Raw genomic sequence first — 15,287 nt, forward strand, 5'->3', positions numbered from 1 at the left:
GAACAAGCGCTCGTCAGCATCTGACGGGCGCTTGTTTTGCTATGTATTTTAATAAGCCACCAGGACAATGATTGCCAATAGAGCCACAAGCGCAAATAAAAGTGCCCAGCCCAACTCGAAGCGTCTTTTTTCTTTATAAGCCTTGAAGGCTTTTCTCGATTCAAACACGAATACAATCACCAAAAAGGCAAGCAACACAGGCAGTCCCCAGGACTGATTCAATACCCATTCTGACACTATGATCCCCCGTCCTATGTACTAAAATGAGCTGACATACCAACCAGCCGCAGCCCTTGGATTACGTCTGGTCTTTAACGGCTCCTCTAAAATGTAACGCAAGTCGCCTGCGATTACAAATTCCCCAAGGAGAACATGTTGAAACCACGGAGAGATTTGGGCGTATTGTTTCAAAGGACCTTTCGTGAAAACATGATGATCTGATTCGTCATTCGTGACAAACGAAGAACTAAGGCAGCAGCAACAACCCTTACAAAATGGAGGTGCACAAGAAGTATGAAGAAGTTGGGAAGAACCCAATTAGAGCATTCCGGTGGTGTTATATCCTTGATCTTCGATGTTGTACTTTATATCCCCCGCTTGATCATCAGATGGTTAAACTGATACCAAGCAGCACGCTCGACCTATGATCATTTATGGCTGCAGCCATATAAACAGCAAGTCATAACCACCGGCTTAGCCGGTGGCTTCCATCAGACCTATAAGGGCATGGTACTAGCAAGCGCCTATAAGGCGCATTGAAAGTCTGCCAACCGCGGGTATTCTCAGGCTTGCCCCTCAAAGGGGCTTTTTTATTTGCCCTTTCCTACCGACTCACCCGTAAACGGGTCGAACAGTTCTTTCATCGTGAGTTGTTCGTAGTTCTTGTCTTCTGTTAGTTGATTCCGAATGTACTCGGTGATCACTTTCTTGTTTCGTCCTACTGTGTCCACATAATATCCTCTACACCAAAACTGCCGATTTCCATATCGGTACTTCAGGTTTGCAAATTTATCGAAGATCATGAGTGAACTTTTTCCTTTTAAATATCCCATAAACTCCGATGCACTCAACTTCGGTGGTATGCTCATCAGCATGTGAATAGGATCTACACATGCCTCCGCTCCAGAATCTCTACTCCTTTGCGCTCGCATAACTCTCGAATGATTTTCCCAATTTCTCTTTTTAATTTCCCATAAATCACTTGCCTGCGGTTCTTCGGCGCAAATACGATGTGGTATTTACAGTTCCATCGTGTATGTGCTAGACTGCTTTTATCCATTCCCTTGTCCTCCTTGATCTTGATGATGCGGCCCTCAGACCGGCACCATCTTATCATGAAGTTCAAGGGAATTTTACTCATAGCAATAAGCTTTCCTGAACCCCCGGTCGAACCGGGGGTTTTCTTATACAACAATAAAAGACGAGTTAATTTAACTCGTCAGAGTATCTAGAAAGTCCAGAGGACTGTTCGCCACTTCATTTTTTTATATGGGGAGACTCATCTTTTAAAACAAAAATTGATTTAAAACGATCAGAGGCCCTAGTTTTGAAACTATTAAGGCAAATTTTAACCCCCTGCAAAAAACAGGGGGTTTCTCGACAACCTGACGAGTTAATTTAACTCGTCTTTTTAATGACATAAGATCAATGACGAGCTACGAAGGAAATCTTGCCGCAGAAAAATTTGTTGCGTTCCCATCATTTTGTATTATAACCGCCTGGCTGCTAAAAAATCTAACTGTTACTAGATCCCCAGCTTGTAACTGCAGTATAGTTGTAAATCCTACAGTGTCAATCACAGTTTGACCAGCTGGTGGAATGATGAGTTTAAAATAGTACGAGCGAAAAGCACCATTTACTTGAATTGAGAGTCGGACTTCAGCTGAACCAATAGTTGTGCCTATAAAAAGGGCACTTACACTTAGAGAATAAATACCTGTTGCAGTAGGGATAAATGTACTCGGAAGTACATACTCGCCGGCAAGATCAAATATTACATTCGGAAAAGATATCAAAACGTCCGTATTGATAGGAACTTCTTGATCCGTATTATTTTCTGCTCTGAATGCAGATATCGGCACCGGGCCCGTAGGACCTGTAGGGCCTTGTATACCTTGAGGACCTGTCGCTCCCGGTATACCTTGAGGACCTGTCGCTCCCGGTATACCTTGAGGACCTGTCGCTCCTAGTATACCTTGAGGACCTGTTGCACCTATCTCTCCTTGTGGGCCCGTAGCTCCAACTGGGCCTGGTATGCCTTGTGGTCCGGTAGGGCCGCCAGTAGGGCCAGGAATTCCTTGAGGACCTTGGGATCCAGGAAGGCCAGCCACTCCTTGAAGACCTTGTGGCCCCGGAACACCTTGAGGACCAAGTAAGCCCTGGGGACCTTGTAAACCCCGTGGGCCTTGTAGCTTTAGAAATACTTTTTTTCGGCTCCTCCTACATCTACGTCTATATTTTGGATGTATTACCACCCATTTTAGTCTTTTAAATGCGATCGCCCCCCAGCATTATTTAAGACAGTTTATTGCCCACTCAAAAAATTGTTTGGACTAATAACTTGGGTCTTAAGAAAAAGCGGTTATTGCCTAGCGATTAATCAAACCCATCCTTCTGCAGCTCAATATCTATTTCAATCAGCTTCTTCAGGTCATCCACCGTCTTGATCTCAATCCGGCCCTCCTGAAAATCCTTAACCCACTTGGCTATACCGGCCTTGACGATCTTCCTGTATTGTTCCTTGCTCTCGAGGATACCTTCCATGACCGCGAGTTCATGTTGCATAAGCAAATCTTTATTCTCAGGTGTTCCCACTGTCGTTCCCCTCGGCTTTCCGTTATGATGGAATCCGAGATAGCGGCGGAATCGATAAATGCCGCGCGCGGCGGGCCGCTATCTCAGCCGGGGGATACCCTGGTCTATGGGGAGGACGTTAGCGCGTCCTCCTTTTAATTTTGCTTGTAAATGTTCATCTACAGGCAAAAGAAAACCACCTGATTAAATTAGGTGGTTGATTCTGAACTATCGTTTCCCGTTAGCTTAAACTACACCTTTTTTCGAGCAGTTACAATGGGCTGGTAATAACCTGATTCTGATGGCATAAACCATTCGATATCCACACACCCATCCGTACTCAAAATATGATTAAAATCTTCTCTTAATATAGCTCTGTATCTCGTTTTGTGATGCTTTGTTATCCATTGCCCATTAATTTCTTGTATTAAAAAATGGTTTGTCTGATAGGTTTTCGCGTCATCTGACCAATCCCAAACCTGAAAAACAATTCGTTTGCCCTTCTCGAAAACGCGTGGCTCAGTCAGAGCATCGCGACCGTGCCGGCCGCAGCAAAAACGCAGTGCTCTTTGCTTTAAAAGCATCTGTACTTAGTAACTAGAGAGGAAGAACAAGACCATTTTAATAGTGTGCACAATATGGAGTCAAACCAAGAAACGCTAACGAACAATAACTATCCTCATGTTCATCTTAGATTCTCTCAAAATTCCTTTGTTTCTTGACGATATTAACATTAAAATCTAATAAAGTGAGTGGTAATATTGAAAATTGATCGCATCGCTAAATTGATTAGTTCAGGGGTCTTCATTGTAGTACTTTTCTTTGTGTTTTTTGGACCTACTGATTCTGATAAATTAAGTAATATCTTCGAGAAAATTGCGACGTTGAATATTACGATTTCAATAGGCTATGGAGCATTACTTGCTGCAGTAGCTGCTCTCTCTTCTCACAACACCCTTCAGGATAATGACATAAAAACTGAACTTGTGTCATTTGTATACGTAACAATTTCATATATTTTGCTAAATATTATAATCTTCGTCGGTTCCTTTATGATAAACGTTAATTTTATCACCTTCCCAGGTCGCATAATGATAGGGATACTTATAACCATTTTGATAATCTATACAAATTATCTATATAAGCTTTGTATTAAACTGATATATTAATACAAAAAAAGCGAGAAGAGGTACGCCTCGGTCATATGCCGCATTCATGCAGCCGTGCATGTCATTTTCTCGCATTTTTTCTATGGTTACATCCTACTTTCAAGGGAAAAGTGTCAAATTCGCAACCAATAAACCAAAAACTATATTTTCGTCAGTTATATAAAAAAGGGCATTGGTTTAGAAAACCATGCCCTTTTCCCAATTAAGTATTTATATGACGCCTTTTGTTTGTAATAGTTGAAGATATTTTAAATAGTAGTCATTGTCAAGTTTGCACTCTTCGGGTGAAATCCCTTTCATTATGGTTAGGTCACTAACCAGGTTGTTGCACATACCTTGCACAGTGAAGTTACTTAGTGTCTTACTATCATTACTAATTAAAACTACACGTAGTAGTTTTCCAGCCTGAATCTTACTCCAATCGGTTTCAAAGTGTTTGGAAGGATGATCGTTTATGTACTCTCGATGAAACATTTTTTCCATATCACTAAACTTTTCGTCCAGAGTTTTCTTATCATCTATTTCGAAACACTTGAAAATTGAATCAAAGTCAACTTGCGGGTCATTTTTCAAATCAATGACTGTAGATTTTGGAATTTCCTTGGCGGAGTATTCTTTTACTAACATCTCCTCGACTTCGATATTAGTATATTTAAGCGGTAATTCCTGTTCGATGAAGGTCTTATGAAGTGATTCCACTTAACTACACCTCCAATATTATTAGAAGAACGAGTGTCCACCAACACGATTCCATGTGTGGTAGTGGTAGTAGTATCCGAATCCGAGGCCAGCACCGTGAATTTCCGGTCCAACTGGCTCCTTACCGCCTCCCGCTCTTTCTGCAACTTTTGCAGCCCCGGACAAAGTTTTAGACCACACGTCATTACCTGATACGTCCTCATCGCCATTAAATGAAGTAAGACGAATTGCTGCGTAAGTCTCTGTGATAGCTGGACCGATCCAAACATCTCCTTGCACTATTCTTGCATAATAGTGATTATAACTTTTGTTTCGAAGAGAAGTGGCAATAGCATCAGTTCTTGCAAAGTCAATCTCATTAATTTACTATGACAGCGGCTGTAAGCAAAAGAGCCTCAATCAGCTTTGCTCCAACAATTGTTACAAGAGGAGCAAGCCAAACAACCATTGGTCTAATCTCGGAGTCATCCGATCCGACAGTCGCTGTCTTTCCTGTTGCTTCATCCTCATACGTAAGTATAGCCCCTGTTTCATCTGTAAAGTCATCTAAACTGAGGGCGAATTGATCTACATTATCATTACTTGTCAAGGAATTTATTGAATATGGGTTGGGATTTATTTCGTCAGCTTCATATGTTGTGAGCGTTATTTCTTTTGTTTCTTGATCTTGGACTAATATTCCGACCAACCCATCCATTTCCGTTTTTAACCGAATCTCGTTTTCGTCATTAACAAGAACTTCAACGCCGTCCAGTTGATCCAATCCTTCAGCTTTAACGGTGGACGATGGGTTTACAAGGGTAACTACTAACAAAGCAAATACTAGAAATACAGATAATAGTTTTGTGAAATTCTTTTTTAGTAACACGGTCTTCATTTCTCCCTTACTAGTTAATATAATTCAAAAAAATTTAAAGGCTATCCTCCTTTATTTTTCATTAATTGTAAATTATATATAATTATAACGGGAGGTAAAGGAAAATAATTACATTTCTAAATTTTCAATTTATTTACTTTTTTTCATATAATTATAGTTACATAAATATCTTTAATGCTAGAAACTATCAAATAACTTGTTTGCTGTGCTCTCTATTCCCGAAAGATCTCCAGCCTTAACACTATTAATAGAAAAAGCGAGAAGAGTTAAGCCCCGGTAATATGCCGCATTCATGCAACCGTGCGTTTCTCTGTGGTTTTCAACTTAGGGTCACATTAGAGTCAGTTTTCGTTAAATATATTCCAATTTGTCTTTGTAAACCAATTTTCTAAAAGCGAATAATTCCCACGATTTTCGAGAATTTTAACTAAAAACAGAAATGGAGTTGATTCCGTGAAGATTATAAATGATAAAAATGTTGCAGTAATGAATGTTGTCTCCGGTGTTGAAATTGCGTACATCGTTGCAGAAGCTATAATTTCCTTTGCCGTGCAAAAGTTATTAGAAAACATGACGAAGACTGACGCTGAGGAAATAAACCTAAAAACACTGAAATTAATTGCAGACATGCTACATCAAGAAATTGAGGAGGGTAGACAAAGAGATTATGAATCACTTGTAGCAGCATCTGTCGATAAGTTTTTTCTCTATGAAAGGACCAAGCAAGAATTCTTACTGCAGGATATCGTTGCTTCAAATATTAATGCTATCACCGGACTTAAGAACATTGGTCCAGGAGCCATATTAGCATGGATAATGGGTGTGCAATATATAATGTCCGCTTATGTAATTTGGAATGATGAAGACCGCACTCAAGTGATTATTTTGAAGGAAATTGTTGAAAGATATGCTCCGATAGCCAGAGAGTATTTGAAGGAGGCGATGGAGTATAACGAAAACCGAGTCGGTCCCGTTGAATGCGAGTATGACGAGTGGTCTGGAAAATGGACATGTTGTTTCAGGCTAGACGGGAATAAAGCTGGATGCCGAACATATCAAAGGAAAAGTAGAGCTAGATCTAGATGTCAACAAGAAGCAGACGCAACAAAAAAACACCTAGTAGAAACTAATAACACATTACTATTCAACCCCATTTCTGAAATCATTAATAAATGGGATGAGATAGTAGTCCGTGTAAATAAAATGATCGAGGAAGGTACTAAATCTCTAAATGAAGGTAATATGCAATAAATAGATGCGGCCAACTTAGAACAAATTAGCACCTAGTTGGCCGCACTTACCTAGGCTTAGCAATTAGTATTCCGTGCTATCCTGGTAAAGAACCCCATTAATTTCAACGTATTCGCCATGCTCTCTGTACCTTCAGCAATTTTTCGCCGGATAGTGCTATCACTTAAACCGTGCCGGAAGAACAGTAATGTCTCCCCTTGCTGATCTCTTCACCGCTGGTAGCCTGTTCCTCCTCAGCAGGAGAATGAAATAGCCATTATTGGCTTTTCTTTTTACACCAAAACCGAACATATATTCCTATAACTGAGGGGGTGCAGCATGTTCAGATTTTATGAAACCACTCTTTTAGAACAGTTTGTCGAAGACTTGTATAAAAAACACGGAGTGCTTACTCCACAACAACTGAATACTGAAGAATTATCCAGGCGGCTGAACGTATGGGTTTATTATTCGGGAGCTAGGTAGTGAAGCGGTAGAAATAAAGAGTGGGTTAGGATCCATTAACATTTATAAGAATCAGTCAAGGGTAAGGCAATGGATCGACTTTCTACATGAACTTTGCCATATATTACGACATTCGGGTGATCAGCGAATTATGCCAGAGCAATATACCAAAGCTCAAGAATCTGAAGCAGATAATTTTGTTCTTTATGCAGCAATGCCGATTTCAATGATCTCACAACTTCGATTACCTGTAAGAAAGAATGATGCTATTCATTTCTTAGCCTCTATTTTTAATGTCCCGTTATATTTAGCTAAAAGGAGACTGGAACAAATTCAACATAGATTGTGCCAAGGGATGTTGTTAACGGAGACAGTTGCTCAGGTCGAAGACAGTGATCATGTTAGACATAGCGATCATGATGATATGAGAGAGACTAAGATCTACGCCTATTATGATCCCGCTGATGATTTGATCGCACCTTCACAATTTATCATTCATGTAGACCATGAAACTTTACATACTCAAGAAGAGCTCATTTTCTCCATAGATGGCCCATTCGAAGTAGTCGAGGATGGCCAGCTTGAGAATTTCATAGACAGTAAACCAGTTAAGTTTTTTGATTTGGATTATACCAGTGACGGTAGAATCAGTTTAAAGCTAAGCCATCTGGCAAGCAGATATTATAACTCTGCCAATAAATTTGTAATTCAGAAAAGGGATATTGAGGAATTACTACGGTTCTATGGAGATGAATTTTAAGGAGGGCTTTTGTATATGAAAGGTCATGTATATCCAAGAGGAGAAACTTATACTTATGTAATCGATCTGCCACCTGATCCAATGACAGGTAGCGGAGACAAAAATCAAAAGGTGGGTTTAAAACTGAAAAGGAAGCCTGGACAGCGTGTCACCTGAAAATCGCTGAAATAGAGAAAGGCTTGCATGTCGATGACTCGAAGATAACGCTTCGAGAATATCTATTAGAATATCTCGAAACCCCTGCCAAACCGAATTTCAAGCCTACTTCGTATGATACTGAGAAAACGGTCATTGAAGCGCGAATTATTCCTGCACTTGGTAAAGTAAAACTTCAAGCATTGACTCCACGAGCAATAAGCGGCAGCTGAACGCCTCGGAATGACTCCAGCAATGTTCAATGAACGATACTCTCACTTGCTCCCTACTATGCAAGATGAAGCCGTCGATAAGATTGAAGCAGAGCTTAAAAAGTACTCTGAAAAGACGCTAGATCCTGTGGATAAATAACTGCCGTTAGCAAATACGTTAGCAAATCGAAGTAACCTATATTTTCACCATAGTTTTATGCTACGTGTAACGCCCTTTTAAACAGCAAAAAACCCTTGCGATGCAAGGGTTTTCGATAAAGTGGGCCCTGAGGGACTCGAACCCCCGACCAATCGGTTATGAGCCGACCGCTCTAACCAACTGAGCTAAGGGCCCTGAACATACATGTACACATAAACATAAGGACGTCATACATACATCGTTTAAAAATTGGTTGCGGGGGCAGGATTTGAACCTGCGGCCTTCGGGTTATGAGCCCGACGAGCTACCGAACTGCTCCACCCCGCGTCAATGCTGTATCAAACAGCGACAAGAATAAATATACACCATTCCCTTGCATCAAGTCAAGTACTGTTTTAATGGAATTTAATCAAGGCATAAATCGAACGCCGTATCGGCCCTTCCTGGAACGGTAAACCTCCACCATCCGCGGATCATTGTACCCGAACAGCCATCCATCCTGCTCCAACCGTTTGGCGAAGCACCCTGCTTGAAATTTGGTTTTATACAGCTTTCCGTAATAGATCCAATTCATCCTATGCGACTCCTTACCTGAAGTATAATCTGCTGCTGTCATATTATGTCCAAACTTCCACTAAAAAACCGCAATATCCACAAAGTCCTTCCCTAATAAAAAAAACAATCAGCCTTATACCGTACCACTGATCTTAGCCCCGTCATGTAGACACAAAAAAAGAGAGTTTTAATTAAGGCGGCGATCTTTTCCCGGAATTCAACCGAGGAAAAGTCGCCAAGTTTGTTTTTGTCGCTTAATAAATCGCTCCGCCTATTGTCCGTCAGCCTCTGCAAACCGGGCAGCAATGCTCATGAGCTCCTGCTCCATCGAATTCATCATCTGGATAAAATTCACGAGCTGTGCCTTTGTCTCCTCAGCCTCTGTGCGAAACCGCTGCTGCGAAACACCCTCCCATTCCGCATTCAGCGTCTCAATGATCTGTGACATTCTGGCTACCAGTTCCCCGCCATAGTCACTTCCGCTGCGAATGTCTGCCGCTGCGCGGCGCAGTTCCTCCGGGGATACCTCTATGCGTCCTGACATGATCTACCTCACGCTCCTCCCTTATGAACCTTTATGAAAATATACTCTGGGATGTTATGTAGCTTTTGTCTCAGCCAGTACGGTTTGAAACTGCTCCTCCTCTTCGTCCTGGTAGCCGGTAAATATAATGTCCTGGATATCCTCATGATTAAACACATAGGCAAATTCCGGGCTAACATACCCTTCCGGGTACGGGCAGGCCAGATAATCGAACATTTGCGGCTGCTCAAGTGCAAGAATCTGCTTGCGCCCGTATATCACCAGCTTCTTCTCCCCTTGTTTCAAAATAACAATCGATCCGTTTGGCAATAACTGCTGTGTCATAATTACCCTCTCCTTTTCTTGCTTGGACGATGCGGTGCCGCCGGTGCGCGCCCCTGTTTCATTTTGTTCAGATACGCTGCGTTCCGCTGCTCCTTCGGCAGCCCCAAAACGGGGTAATGCTCTTTCAGTTGATCCATATGATTCTGAATGAAGAAGTAGCGATGAATGAACACAACAGCCAAATACAGACCGAGAATCAACAGGACGGAAAAAGCCGCCATTCCCAGCACGAACCTGCCAATATCTCCGATAACCGCGACTGCCAAGTAATAACCTGTGTAACCGATAGCCGCAAACAGCATGGCGGCCTTGCCTGCTTTTCCGACCCGACCCTGCCTCTCCATGGATTGATAGGCTCCTTGCTGCAGCGCTCTAAAATGCAGGACATAGAATAGAGCGAGCAATAGCAGCATGACCGCTACCGAGCTGAGACCATATCCAATGGAATCGACCCCAGCCATGTGATACATCATTTTTAATATAGCGACCTGACAAGTAACGGCCAGCGCCAGACCATACACCCCCAAATACAGCACGAAACCAACCTCGGATTGATACGGGTTTAAACTCAGGCCCATTCCCCACAGCAGCATAGCCCCCCATACTGCGCAAGCGATGTAAAAATAGATCGACATCATCGGCTCCGACAAAGTAACCAGTGCAGGTATCAGCATAATAAATAAAAAACATACGATGCCGCCCCGGATTTGCTCTGCGGGTATCAGCCGGAAATGAAATAACGCTTCCTCCGAAATCTTTGTGCCCATCTGTTACACTCCCCTTATTTGAACCAACCGGCTATCGTCGACCCTAATTTCTCAACTCCTATTTTTAAACCCTCGGTTAAAGTATCCTTCTCGCCATTCCCGTCAAAATCCGCAAACTTGATCCCATCCATGACATAGGAAGCACCCACCGAAACACCAAAACCGATTGCCGCACCCGCGAGGGTTCCGATCGGACCGCCCACCGCCGTCCCGATCAGCGCGCCGGCTTTGGCACCAGCTGCTGCGGAGGCTACAACCGTACCCAAGCCGACACCCACATCCACGGCAGCGTCCCCGGCTATTTTGGCTCCACTTTTGTTCTCATTGATATTCGTGACCAGATTGCCCACCGTTTGCATGGCGATACCCGCATAACCGAGCTTACCGCCTTTCCAGCTAAGCGAATCTTTAACCGCTGCGCCCGGAAGGACATACTTTGGAATTCGGGGGTGATTCCGCCAGTTGTATTCGGCATAGGTTTTCTTGCGGATATTGGCCATCATTCCGTTGGTCACATTGGCTCGCATATTGCCGCGTCTGTCCTTCTCAAGCCAGACTCCAAATCCGTTCCGGTACATGTCCCAGTATTTATACATCGTTCCTGATGCCGTTACGGTCCCGAACAATACGCCAGTGGCCGCCAGCGGGTTGCTGGACCATTGATCAGCCGTTCCTCCAAATGGAGCGAGTGCATTAAATTCAACCCCTGCTGCCGTTACGGGGGGATCTGACTTTTTGCTCCCGTGTTGTGCCAGGCTCGTCTGTAGCAGCAGATGCGGACTAATTTGAGCTACCGATTGTTTGCCGAAGGTCAAGCTGTTCCCAAGCGACTGGTCGGTTTGCGAGAAATCGCTGGCCTTCTTCACCAACTGCCCGCGATTCTGCTCCAGACGACTTACCACCGACTGACAAGCAGCCCTGCACTGCGCCAGGCGCTGCTCAACCTGTGCACGATGACGTGTCTCCCACGACATGCTCTGAATGCGCTGCTGCATCCGCTCTTGAAGCTGCTGGACTTCCCGTGCAATATCAGATACCGCTGCTCCTTGCTGGTTCAGCATTTCGGGTACTACACGTATTTTGGTCATATCAAACAATCCTCCATGTAGTTGATCGAGAAGACACACTGTAAGATGTTAGAGCCATGTTTGTCCTCTATCACTTTATACGCTCTATTACGGCTCCAAGCTCATGGATGATCTCTGTAACTTGGGCGCCCCGGATCTGATCCTGATCTCCTTCAGGTCGGATCAGCCAATTGGAATCCTTCCCCCTTAACAGTTCAATCCCTTGGATTCTGCAATTCAGATCCGGACAATAATACACAGTGAATGAAGCATATCTCTCCGGACTGCTTACAGAGTCAGCCAAAGCCGTAACAACGGATTCCGGGTAGCCTTGCGCCAGCAAATGCCGCTGCGGCTCCTGCTCACCTTGTTCAGCGTTCATCCATTGCTGGAACCAACCCTTAGGCAGAGCCAGAGGGCCCGTGCCGCGGTTTTTCCTATCCTCAAGCTCCAGGTAGCCAATGATCTTCAACCAGGCCTCTGAAGGCGTTCCCAGCTCCTCCAATACATATATCCGCTCACCGGATGGACCGCTCTCGATTTCGGATTTTACGACAAGGGCTGAACTGTAGTAAATAAAACACTCCTTCGGTTCTCCCTCAGAACCGGTAACCCTCATGTGAATCGTTAATAGGGTCCGACTGCATACTTCTATGTATTCCAGCAATTCCTGCGCAAGAACCGGCTCGTTATCGACGGTATCTGTAACAATCAAGCCTTCCTTCAGGAGCTCCTGTTCTATCCTGGCCACTTCTGCGGGCATCTCCTCGGCAAGCGTACCGCGGAAAGGATCTTCGAGCCCGATGACAGCTCTTGCACCAACGATGCCGGTTAACACAAAAAATTGTTTGCCGGTCAGTTTGATCCTTGACGAAAATTCCAAAGATCTCTCCTCCTTACGGTCAGTCCCGCCTATTTTTGTAAATAAATCACAAGCCATCATTACTATTATAGGTGAGACGTCTCCTCCCCCTCTACCAAATCCTGGCCCTAAATTTATAGGAACATATACCCAATTCAGTCACATATAAAACAATGAATCGCTGAAAACCTCAAAAAAAAACATCCCGGGTCGTAAACAACCACTGGAATGTTCTTTGATTTCATGTAGGATGAGGCGGGTCATCCTTCTGGATAATGCCGTAATACATAATCGTCATCAACTGCTCACTCACCGCGTTAATGCTACCCAGACCATTATACCACTCGCTCCGCGCCGTAAACTCCTTAATGAAGGTCATGAAAGCGACCAGCACCTGAGGGGAGATATCTTTTCGAATCTGGCCAAGCTGCTGGCCCTTAAAGATCAGCAATTCAAAATCAGGCACTACATACTTCTGGTTGAACTGCATCAGCTTCGCCATCTGCTCCGGAAATTTGGCCAGATCCGTCACGAACTTCTGCGACACATGCACCGAAAATTTCTCCTGATCCCTATAGAAAATGGTTAATGCTTCAAGAGGATCCCTGGCCTGCTCCATCACATCGCGATAAATTGACATCAATTCCTCAATCATCCGATCCACTACATGATCCAGTAACCCTTCCTTGCTCTGATAATAATTATAAATGGTCATCTTGGAGACAGGCACCGCTTCCGCGATTTGTTCCATGCTTGTCTGCAAAATTCCATGTTCCAAAAACAACCGTTTCCCAGCTTCCAGCACTGCTTCTTTCTTGGCATTCATCGGTTAAACTATATCCCTTCTCTTCAGCATAAGGACACCTATGGCTGTGCCAGCCGCATACAGTCCTAATGTAACGACCCAGCTCACCGCTGTCAACCCGCCCCCCCGGACAATATCCAACGCATCGAAGAGCCGGTAGGGCGAGATTGAAGATACCTTATGCATCATCTCACTGCTGCCGGAGAGCAGCTTGAGCAGGAATGCCAGAACAGCGACTCCAGCTCCAACGGCCACAGCCGTGCGATCAGAAGAGAACCAGGAGGTAAGCGCGTAGCCGATCCCCATGAACAGCAGCACCAGTAAATAACCTGACAACAATAGCAGCAATAAGCCTCCATATTGCTCCAGTTGCACCGTATACCTAGCCAGCAGCAGAATAAGCAGTGAACCGACAACAAACACAATTGTCATATGCAGCCAGTTCGCAAACGCTTTGCTCCAGAATACCTCTCCTCTGCTGTAAGGCAGCGTGAACAGAAATTCTGCAGTGCCCCTGTCTCGTTCCCTGGATATGCTTCCAGCTGCCCACGACGTCGCAAAAGAAGATATCAGCACGATAAAATAGGGGTAGGCCTGCGTTGCCACGAACCCTTCGAAGGTACGAAAGCTTTCAGGCTCTATGCCAAATGCTTTAAGCAGGCCTTCCGGCAAACCTTTTATGAGTTGTTCCATTTCCGGATTGTTCACAAAGGCTTCTGCCTTGCCCAGCAAAAGAATCAGTATTAATAAGGTCACAAGAAAACACGTCCAGAATCCGCGTCTGTTTTGACGAAGCTCCTGTTGAACCAGATTCCACCTCATACCCGTTCCTCCTCTGCATGCTGCACCCGATAATCGTCCATGAACATTTCTTCAATTGTTGGCCTTCGAATCGTCAGATCCGCTATCGGAAGCCGGGATAATGCAGCCAGCGTATTCGACAACGGGTTTCCTCCCGTATCAAACCAATGATACGTTCCATCAAACTGGACCTTTGCATCGATAAACTTCAAAAGGTCGTTCTCGCGCTGATCACCCGGCATTTCCAGCCGAAGCATGATCCGATGGCTTCTCCCGGCAGACAAATCTTCCATGCGTGATATACGGAGCAGTTCACCATCACGTATAAAAGCAACTCGCTGGCACACCTTCTCCACCTCCGACAGCACATGAGTCGAAAAAAATATCGTCATGCCCCATTTCCGGTTGAACTCACCCAGCATTTGAAAAAACTCATGCTGCACAAGGGGATCCAGACCAGAAGTGGGCTCATCGAGAATAAGCAGTTCCGGCTGGTGCAGAAGAGCCAAAATGATGCCCAGCTTCTTTCGATTGCCAAGGGAATAGGCTTTGATTTTGATGCCGGGATCCCATTGCAGCCTTTCGGCATATTGAAGAGCCTCGGTCTGTTTAACTTTCAGCCCATGTGCTCTGGCGGTAAATTCAAGCATCTCCCTGCCCGTCATATTAGGATAGAGGATGATCTCTGATGGTAAGTAACCGATGCGTCGCCGAAGTTCCGGCTGCTCTTGCCGCATGGATGTGCCAAGCACATGAAGTTCACCCGAACTTGGAGACAATAACTGCATGATCATTCGAATGGTAGTCGACTTCCCAGCGCCATTCGGTCCAATAAAGCCAAACACCTCGCCCTGCTCAACTGACATGTTCAAATCCTTAACTCCGTATGTAGAGCCAAACTTTTTATGGACACCTACTGCTTCAACAGCCAACATGGTCATCCCTCATTTATACTTTTATTTTATTTATAGTATAAACTATGCCATGGTTAAATCCCATATACCCCCTATATATTTACTTTATTAATTCACAAAGTATAAATTGGTTTCTCATCACAAGGAA

At 44.2% G+C, this 15,287-nt stretch carries 17 protein-coding genes, 2 tRNA genes and 1 pseudogene; 3 read left to right on the forward strand and 17 right to left on the reverse strand.

The window, feature by feature from the left end; translation table 11 throughout:
• Nucleotides 1-48 precede the first annotated feature (48 nt).
• The 6 genes and pseudogenes from M2277_RS16970 to M2277_RS16995 form a co-directional block, all read right to left on the reverse strand.
• Nucleotides 49-237 (reverse strand): hypothetical protein, encoded by a 189-nt coding sequence (locus M2277_RS16970; protein WP_006209126.1) that lies wholly within the window; start codon nucleotides 235-237, stop codon nucleotides 49-51.
• A gap of 572 nt (nucleotides 238-809) precedes the next feature.
• Nucleotides 810-1,279, reverse strand: a pseudogene (gene tnpA / locus M2277_RS16975) (IS200/IS605 family transposase).
• A 376-nt stretch (nucleotides 1,280-1,655) separates the two neighbouring features.
• Nucleotides 1,656-2,081, reverse strand: a complete 426-nt coding sequence (locus M2277_RS16980; protein WP_143767913.1) for an ABC transporter permease — start codon at nucleotides 2,079-2,081, stop codon at nucleotides 1,656-1,658.
• A 514-nt stretch (nucleotides 2,082-2,595) separates the two neighbouring features.
• On the reverse strand, nucleotides 2,596-2,814 hold the full coding sequence (locus M2277_RS16985; protein ID WP_120662289.1) for a hypothetical protein: 219 nt from the start codon (nucleotides 2,812-2,814) through the stop codon (nucleotides 2,596-2,598).
• Nucleotides 2,815-4,172: 1,358 nt separating this feature from the next.
• Nucleotides 4,173-4,661, reverse strand: coding sequence for a hypothetical protein (locus tag M2277_RS16990; protein ID WP_076153028.1), 489 nt, complete (start codon nucleotides 4,659-4,661; stop codon nucleotides 4,173-4,175).
• A gap of 358 nt (nucleotides 4,662-5,019) precedes the next feature.
• Nucleotides 5,020-5,529, reverse strand: a complete 510-nt coding sequence (locus M2277_RS16995; RefSeq protein ID WP_280755229.1) for a hypothetical protein — start codon at nucleotides 5,527-5,529, stop codon at nucleotides 5,020-5,022.
• A gap of 462 nt (nucleotides 5,530-5,991) precedes the next feature.
• On the opposite strand from M2277_RS16995, the gene M2277_RS17000 reads away from it, so the two are divergent.
• The 3 genes from M2277_RS17000 to M2277_RS17010 all read left to right on the forward strand — a co-directional run bounded on the left by M2277_RS17000 (nucleotide 5,992) and on the right by M2277_RS17010 (nucleotide 8,361).
• Nucleotides 5,992-6,789 (forward strand): hypothetical protein, encoded by a 798-nt coding sequence (locus M2277_RS17000; RefSeq protein WP_076153030.1) that lies wholly within the window; start codon nucleotides 5,992-5,994, stop codon nucleotides 6,787-6,789.
• A gap of 505 nt (nucleotides 6,790-7,294) precedes the next feature.
• On the forward strand, nucleotides 7,295-7,993 hold the full coding sequence (locus M2277_RS17005; RefSeq protein ID WP_280755269.1) for an ImmA/IrrE family metallo-endopeptidase: 699 nt from the start codon (nucleotides 7,295-7,297) through the stop codon (nucleotides 7,991-7,993).
• Nucleotides 7,994-8,172: 179 nt separating this feature from the next.
• A complete protein-coding gene (locus tag M2277_RS17010; RefSeq protein WP_280755230.1) occupies nucleotides 8,173-8,361 on the forward strand; it encodes an N-terminal phage integrase SAM-like domain-containing protein in 189 nt (62 codons plus the stop codon).
• 260 nt (nucleotides 8,362-8,621) lie between these two features.
• Here the strand turns inward: M2277_RS17010 and M2277_RS17015 are convergent.
• The 11 genes from M2277_RS17015 to M2277_RS17065 all read right to left on the reverse strand — a co-directional run bounded on the left by M2277_RS17015 (nucleotide 8,622) and on the right by M2277_RS17065 (nucleotide 15,160).
• A tRNA-Ile gene (locus M2277_RS17015) sits at nucleotides 8,622-8,695 on the reverse strand.
• A 55-nt stretch (nucleotides 8,696-8,750) separates the two neighbouring features.
• Nucleotides 8,751-8,827, reverse strand: a tRNA-Met gene (locus M2277_RS17020).
• Between the two features lie 82 nt (nucleotides 8,828-8,909).
• Nucleotides 8,910-9,074, reverse strand: coding sequence for a hypothetical protein (locus tag M2277_RS17025; protein ID WP_006209118.1), 165 nt, complete (start codon nucleotides 9,072-9,074; stop codon nucleotides 8,910-8,912).
• Between the two features lie 252 nt (nucleotides 9,075-9,326).
• The gene (locus tag M2277_RS17030) at nucleotides 9,327-9,599 is read right to left on the reverse strand and encodes a WXG100 family type VII secretion target (RefSeq protein ID WP_006209117.1); all 273 of its coding nucleotides are present in this window, start codon (nucleotides 9,597-9,599) and stop codon (nucleotides 9,327-9,329) included.
• Nucleotides 9,600-9,653: 54 nt separating this feature from the next.
• On the reverse strand, nucleotides 9,654-9,923 hold the full coding sequence (locus tag M2277_RS17035; protein ID WP_006209116.1) for a DUF4176 domain-containing protein: 270 nt from the start codon (nucleotides 9,921-9,923) through the stop codon (nucleotides 9,654-9,656).
• Between the two features lie 2 nt (nucleotides 9,924-9,925).
• Complete coding sequence (locus M2277_RS17040; protein ID WP_280755231.1) at nucleotides 9,926-10,690, reverse strand: hypothetical protein; 765 nt, start codon at nucleotides 10,688-10,690, stop codon at nucleotides 9,926-9,928.
• A 14-nt stretch (nucleotides 10,691-10,704) separates the two neighbouring features.
• Complete coding sequence (locus M2277_RS17045) at nucleotides 10,705-11,778, reverse strand: WXG100 family type VII secretion target (RefSeq protein ID WP_280755232.1); 1,074 nt, start codon at nucleotides 11,776-11,778, stop codon at nucleotides 10,705-10,707.
• A gap of 70 nt (nucleotides 11,779-11,848) precedes the next feature.
• Complete coding sequence (locus M2277_RS17050; RefSeq protein ID WP_280755233.1) at nucleotides 11,849-12,640, reverse strand: hypothetical protein; 792 nt, start codon at nucleotides 12,638-12,640, stop codon at nucleotides 11,849-11,851.
• A gap of 220 nt (nucleotides 12,641-12,860) precedes the next feature.
• Nucleotides 12,861-13,445 carry a TetR/AcrR family transcriptional regulator gene (locus M2277_RS17055; RefSeq protein ID WP_120662293.1) on the reverse strand — a complete coding sequence of 195 codons (585 nt, stop codon included), beginning with the start codon at nucleotides 13,443-13,445 and terminating at the stop codon, nucleotides 12,861-12,863.
• A 3-nt stretch (nucleotides 13,446-13,448) separates the two neighbouring features.
• Nucleotides 13,449-14,246, reverse strand: a complete 798-nt coding sequence (locus M2277_RS17060; RefSeq protein ID WP_063478983.1) for an ABC transporter permease — start codon at nucleotides 14,244-14,246, stop codon at nucleotides 13,449-13,451.
• Complete coding sequence (locus M2277_RS17065) at nucleotides 14,243-15,160, reverse strand: ABC transporter ATP-binding protein (RefSeq protein WP_006209109.1); 918 nt, start codon at nucleotides 15,158-15,160, stop codon at nucleotides 14,243-14,245. Before M2277_RS17065 ends, M2277_RS17060 begins: the two co-directional genes overlap by 4 nt.
• Nucleotides 15,161-15,287: the final 127 nt, after the last annotated feature.

This window comes from Paenibacillus sp. LBL (assembly GCF_029893715.1).
In the GTDB taxonomy this organism is placed as follows: Bacteria; Bacillota; Bacilli; order Paenibacillales; family Paenibacillaceae; genus Paenibacillus_AQ; species Paenibacillus_AQ glucanolyticus.

Excerpts from the sequence above, each read along its gene's own strand:
- M2277_RS17055 (WP_120662293.1), bottom strand. The coding sequence starts at position 13,445 with ATGAATGCCAAGAAAGAAGCAGTGCTGGAAGCTGGGAAACGGTTGTTT.
- M2277_RS17040 (WP_280755231.1), bottom strand. The coding sequence starts at position 10,690 with ATGGGCACAAAGATTTCGGAGGAAGCGTTATTTCATTTCCGGCTGATA.
- M2277_RS17045 (WP_280755232.1), bottom strand. The coding sequence starts at position 11,778 with ATGACCAAAATACGTGTAGTACCCGAAATGCTGAACCAGCAAGGAGCA.
- M2277_RS17060 (WP_063478983.1), bottom strand. The coding sequence starts at position 14,246 with ATGAGGTGGAATCTGGTTCAACAGGAGCTTCGTCAAAACAGACGCGGA.
- M2277_RS17025 (WP_006209118.1), bottom strand. The coding sequence starts at position 9,074 with ATGAATTGGATCTATTACGGAAAGCTGTATAAAACCAAATTTCAAGCA.
- M2277_RS17030 (WP_006209117.1), bottom strand. The coding sequence starts at position 9,599 with ATGTCAGGACGCATAGAGGTATCCCCGGAGGAACTGCGCCGCGCAGCG.
- M2277_RS17065 (WP_006209109.1), bottom strand. The coding sequence starts at position 15,160 with ATGTTGGCTGTTGAAGCAGTAGGTGTCCATAAAAAGTTTGGCTCTACA.
- M2277_RS17035 (WP_006209116.1), bottom strand. The coding sequence starts at position 9,923 with ATGACACAGCAGTTATTGCCAAACGGATCGATTGTTATTTTGAAACAA.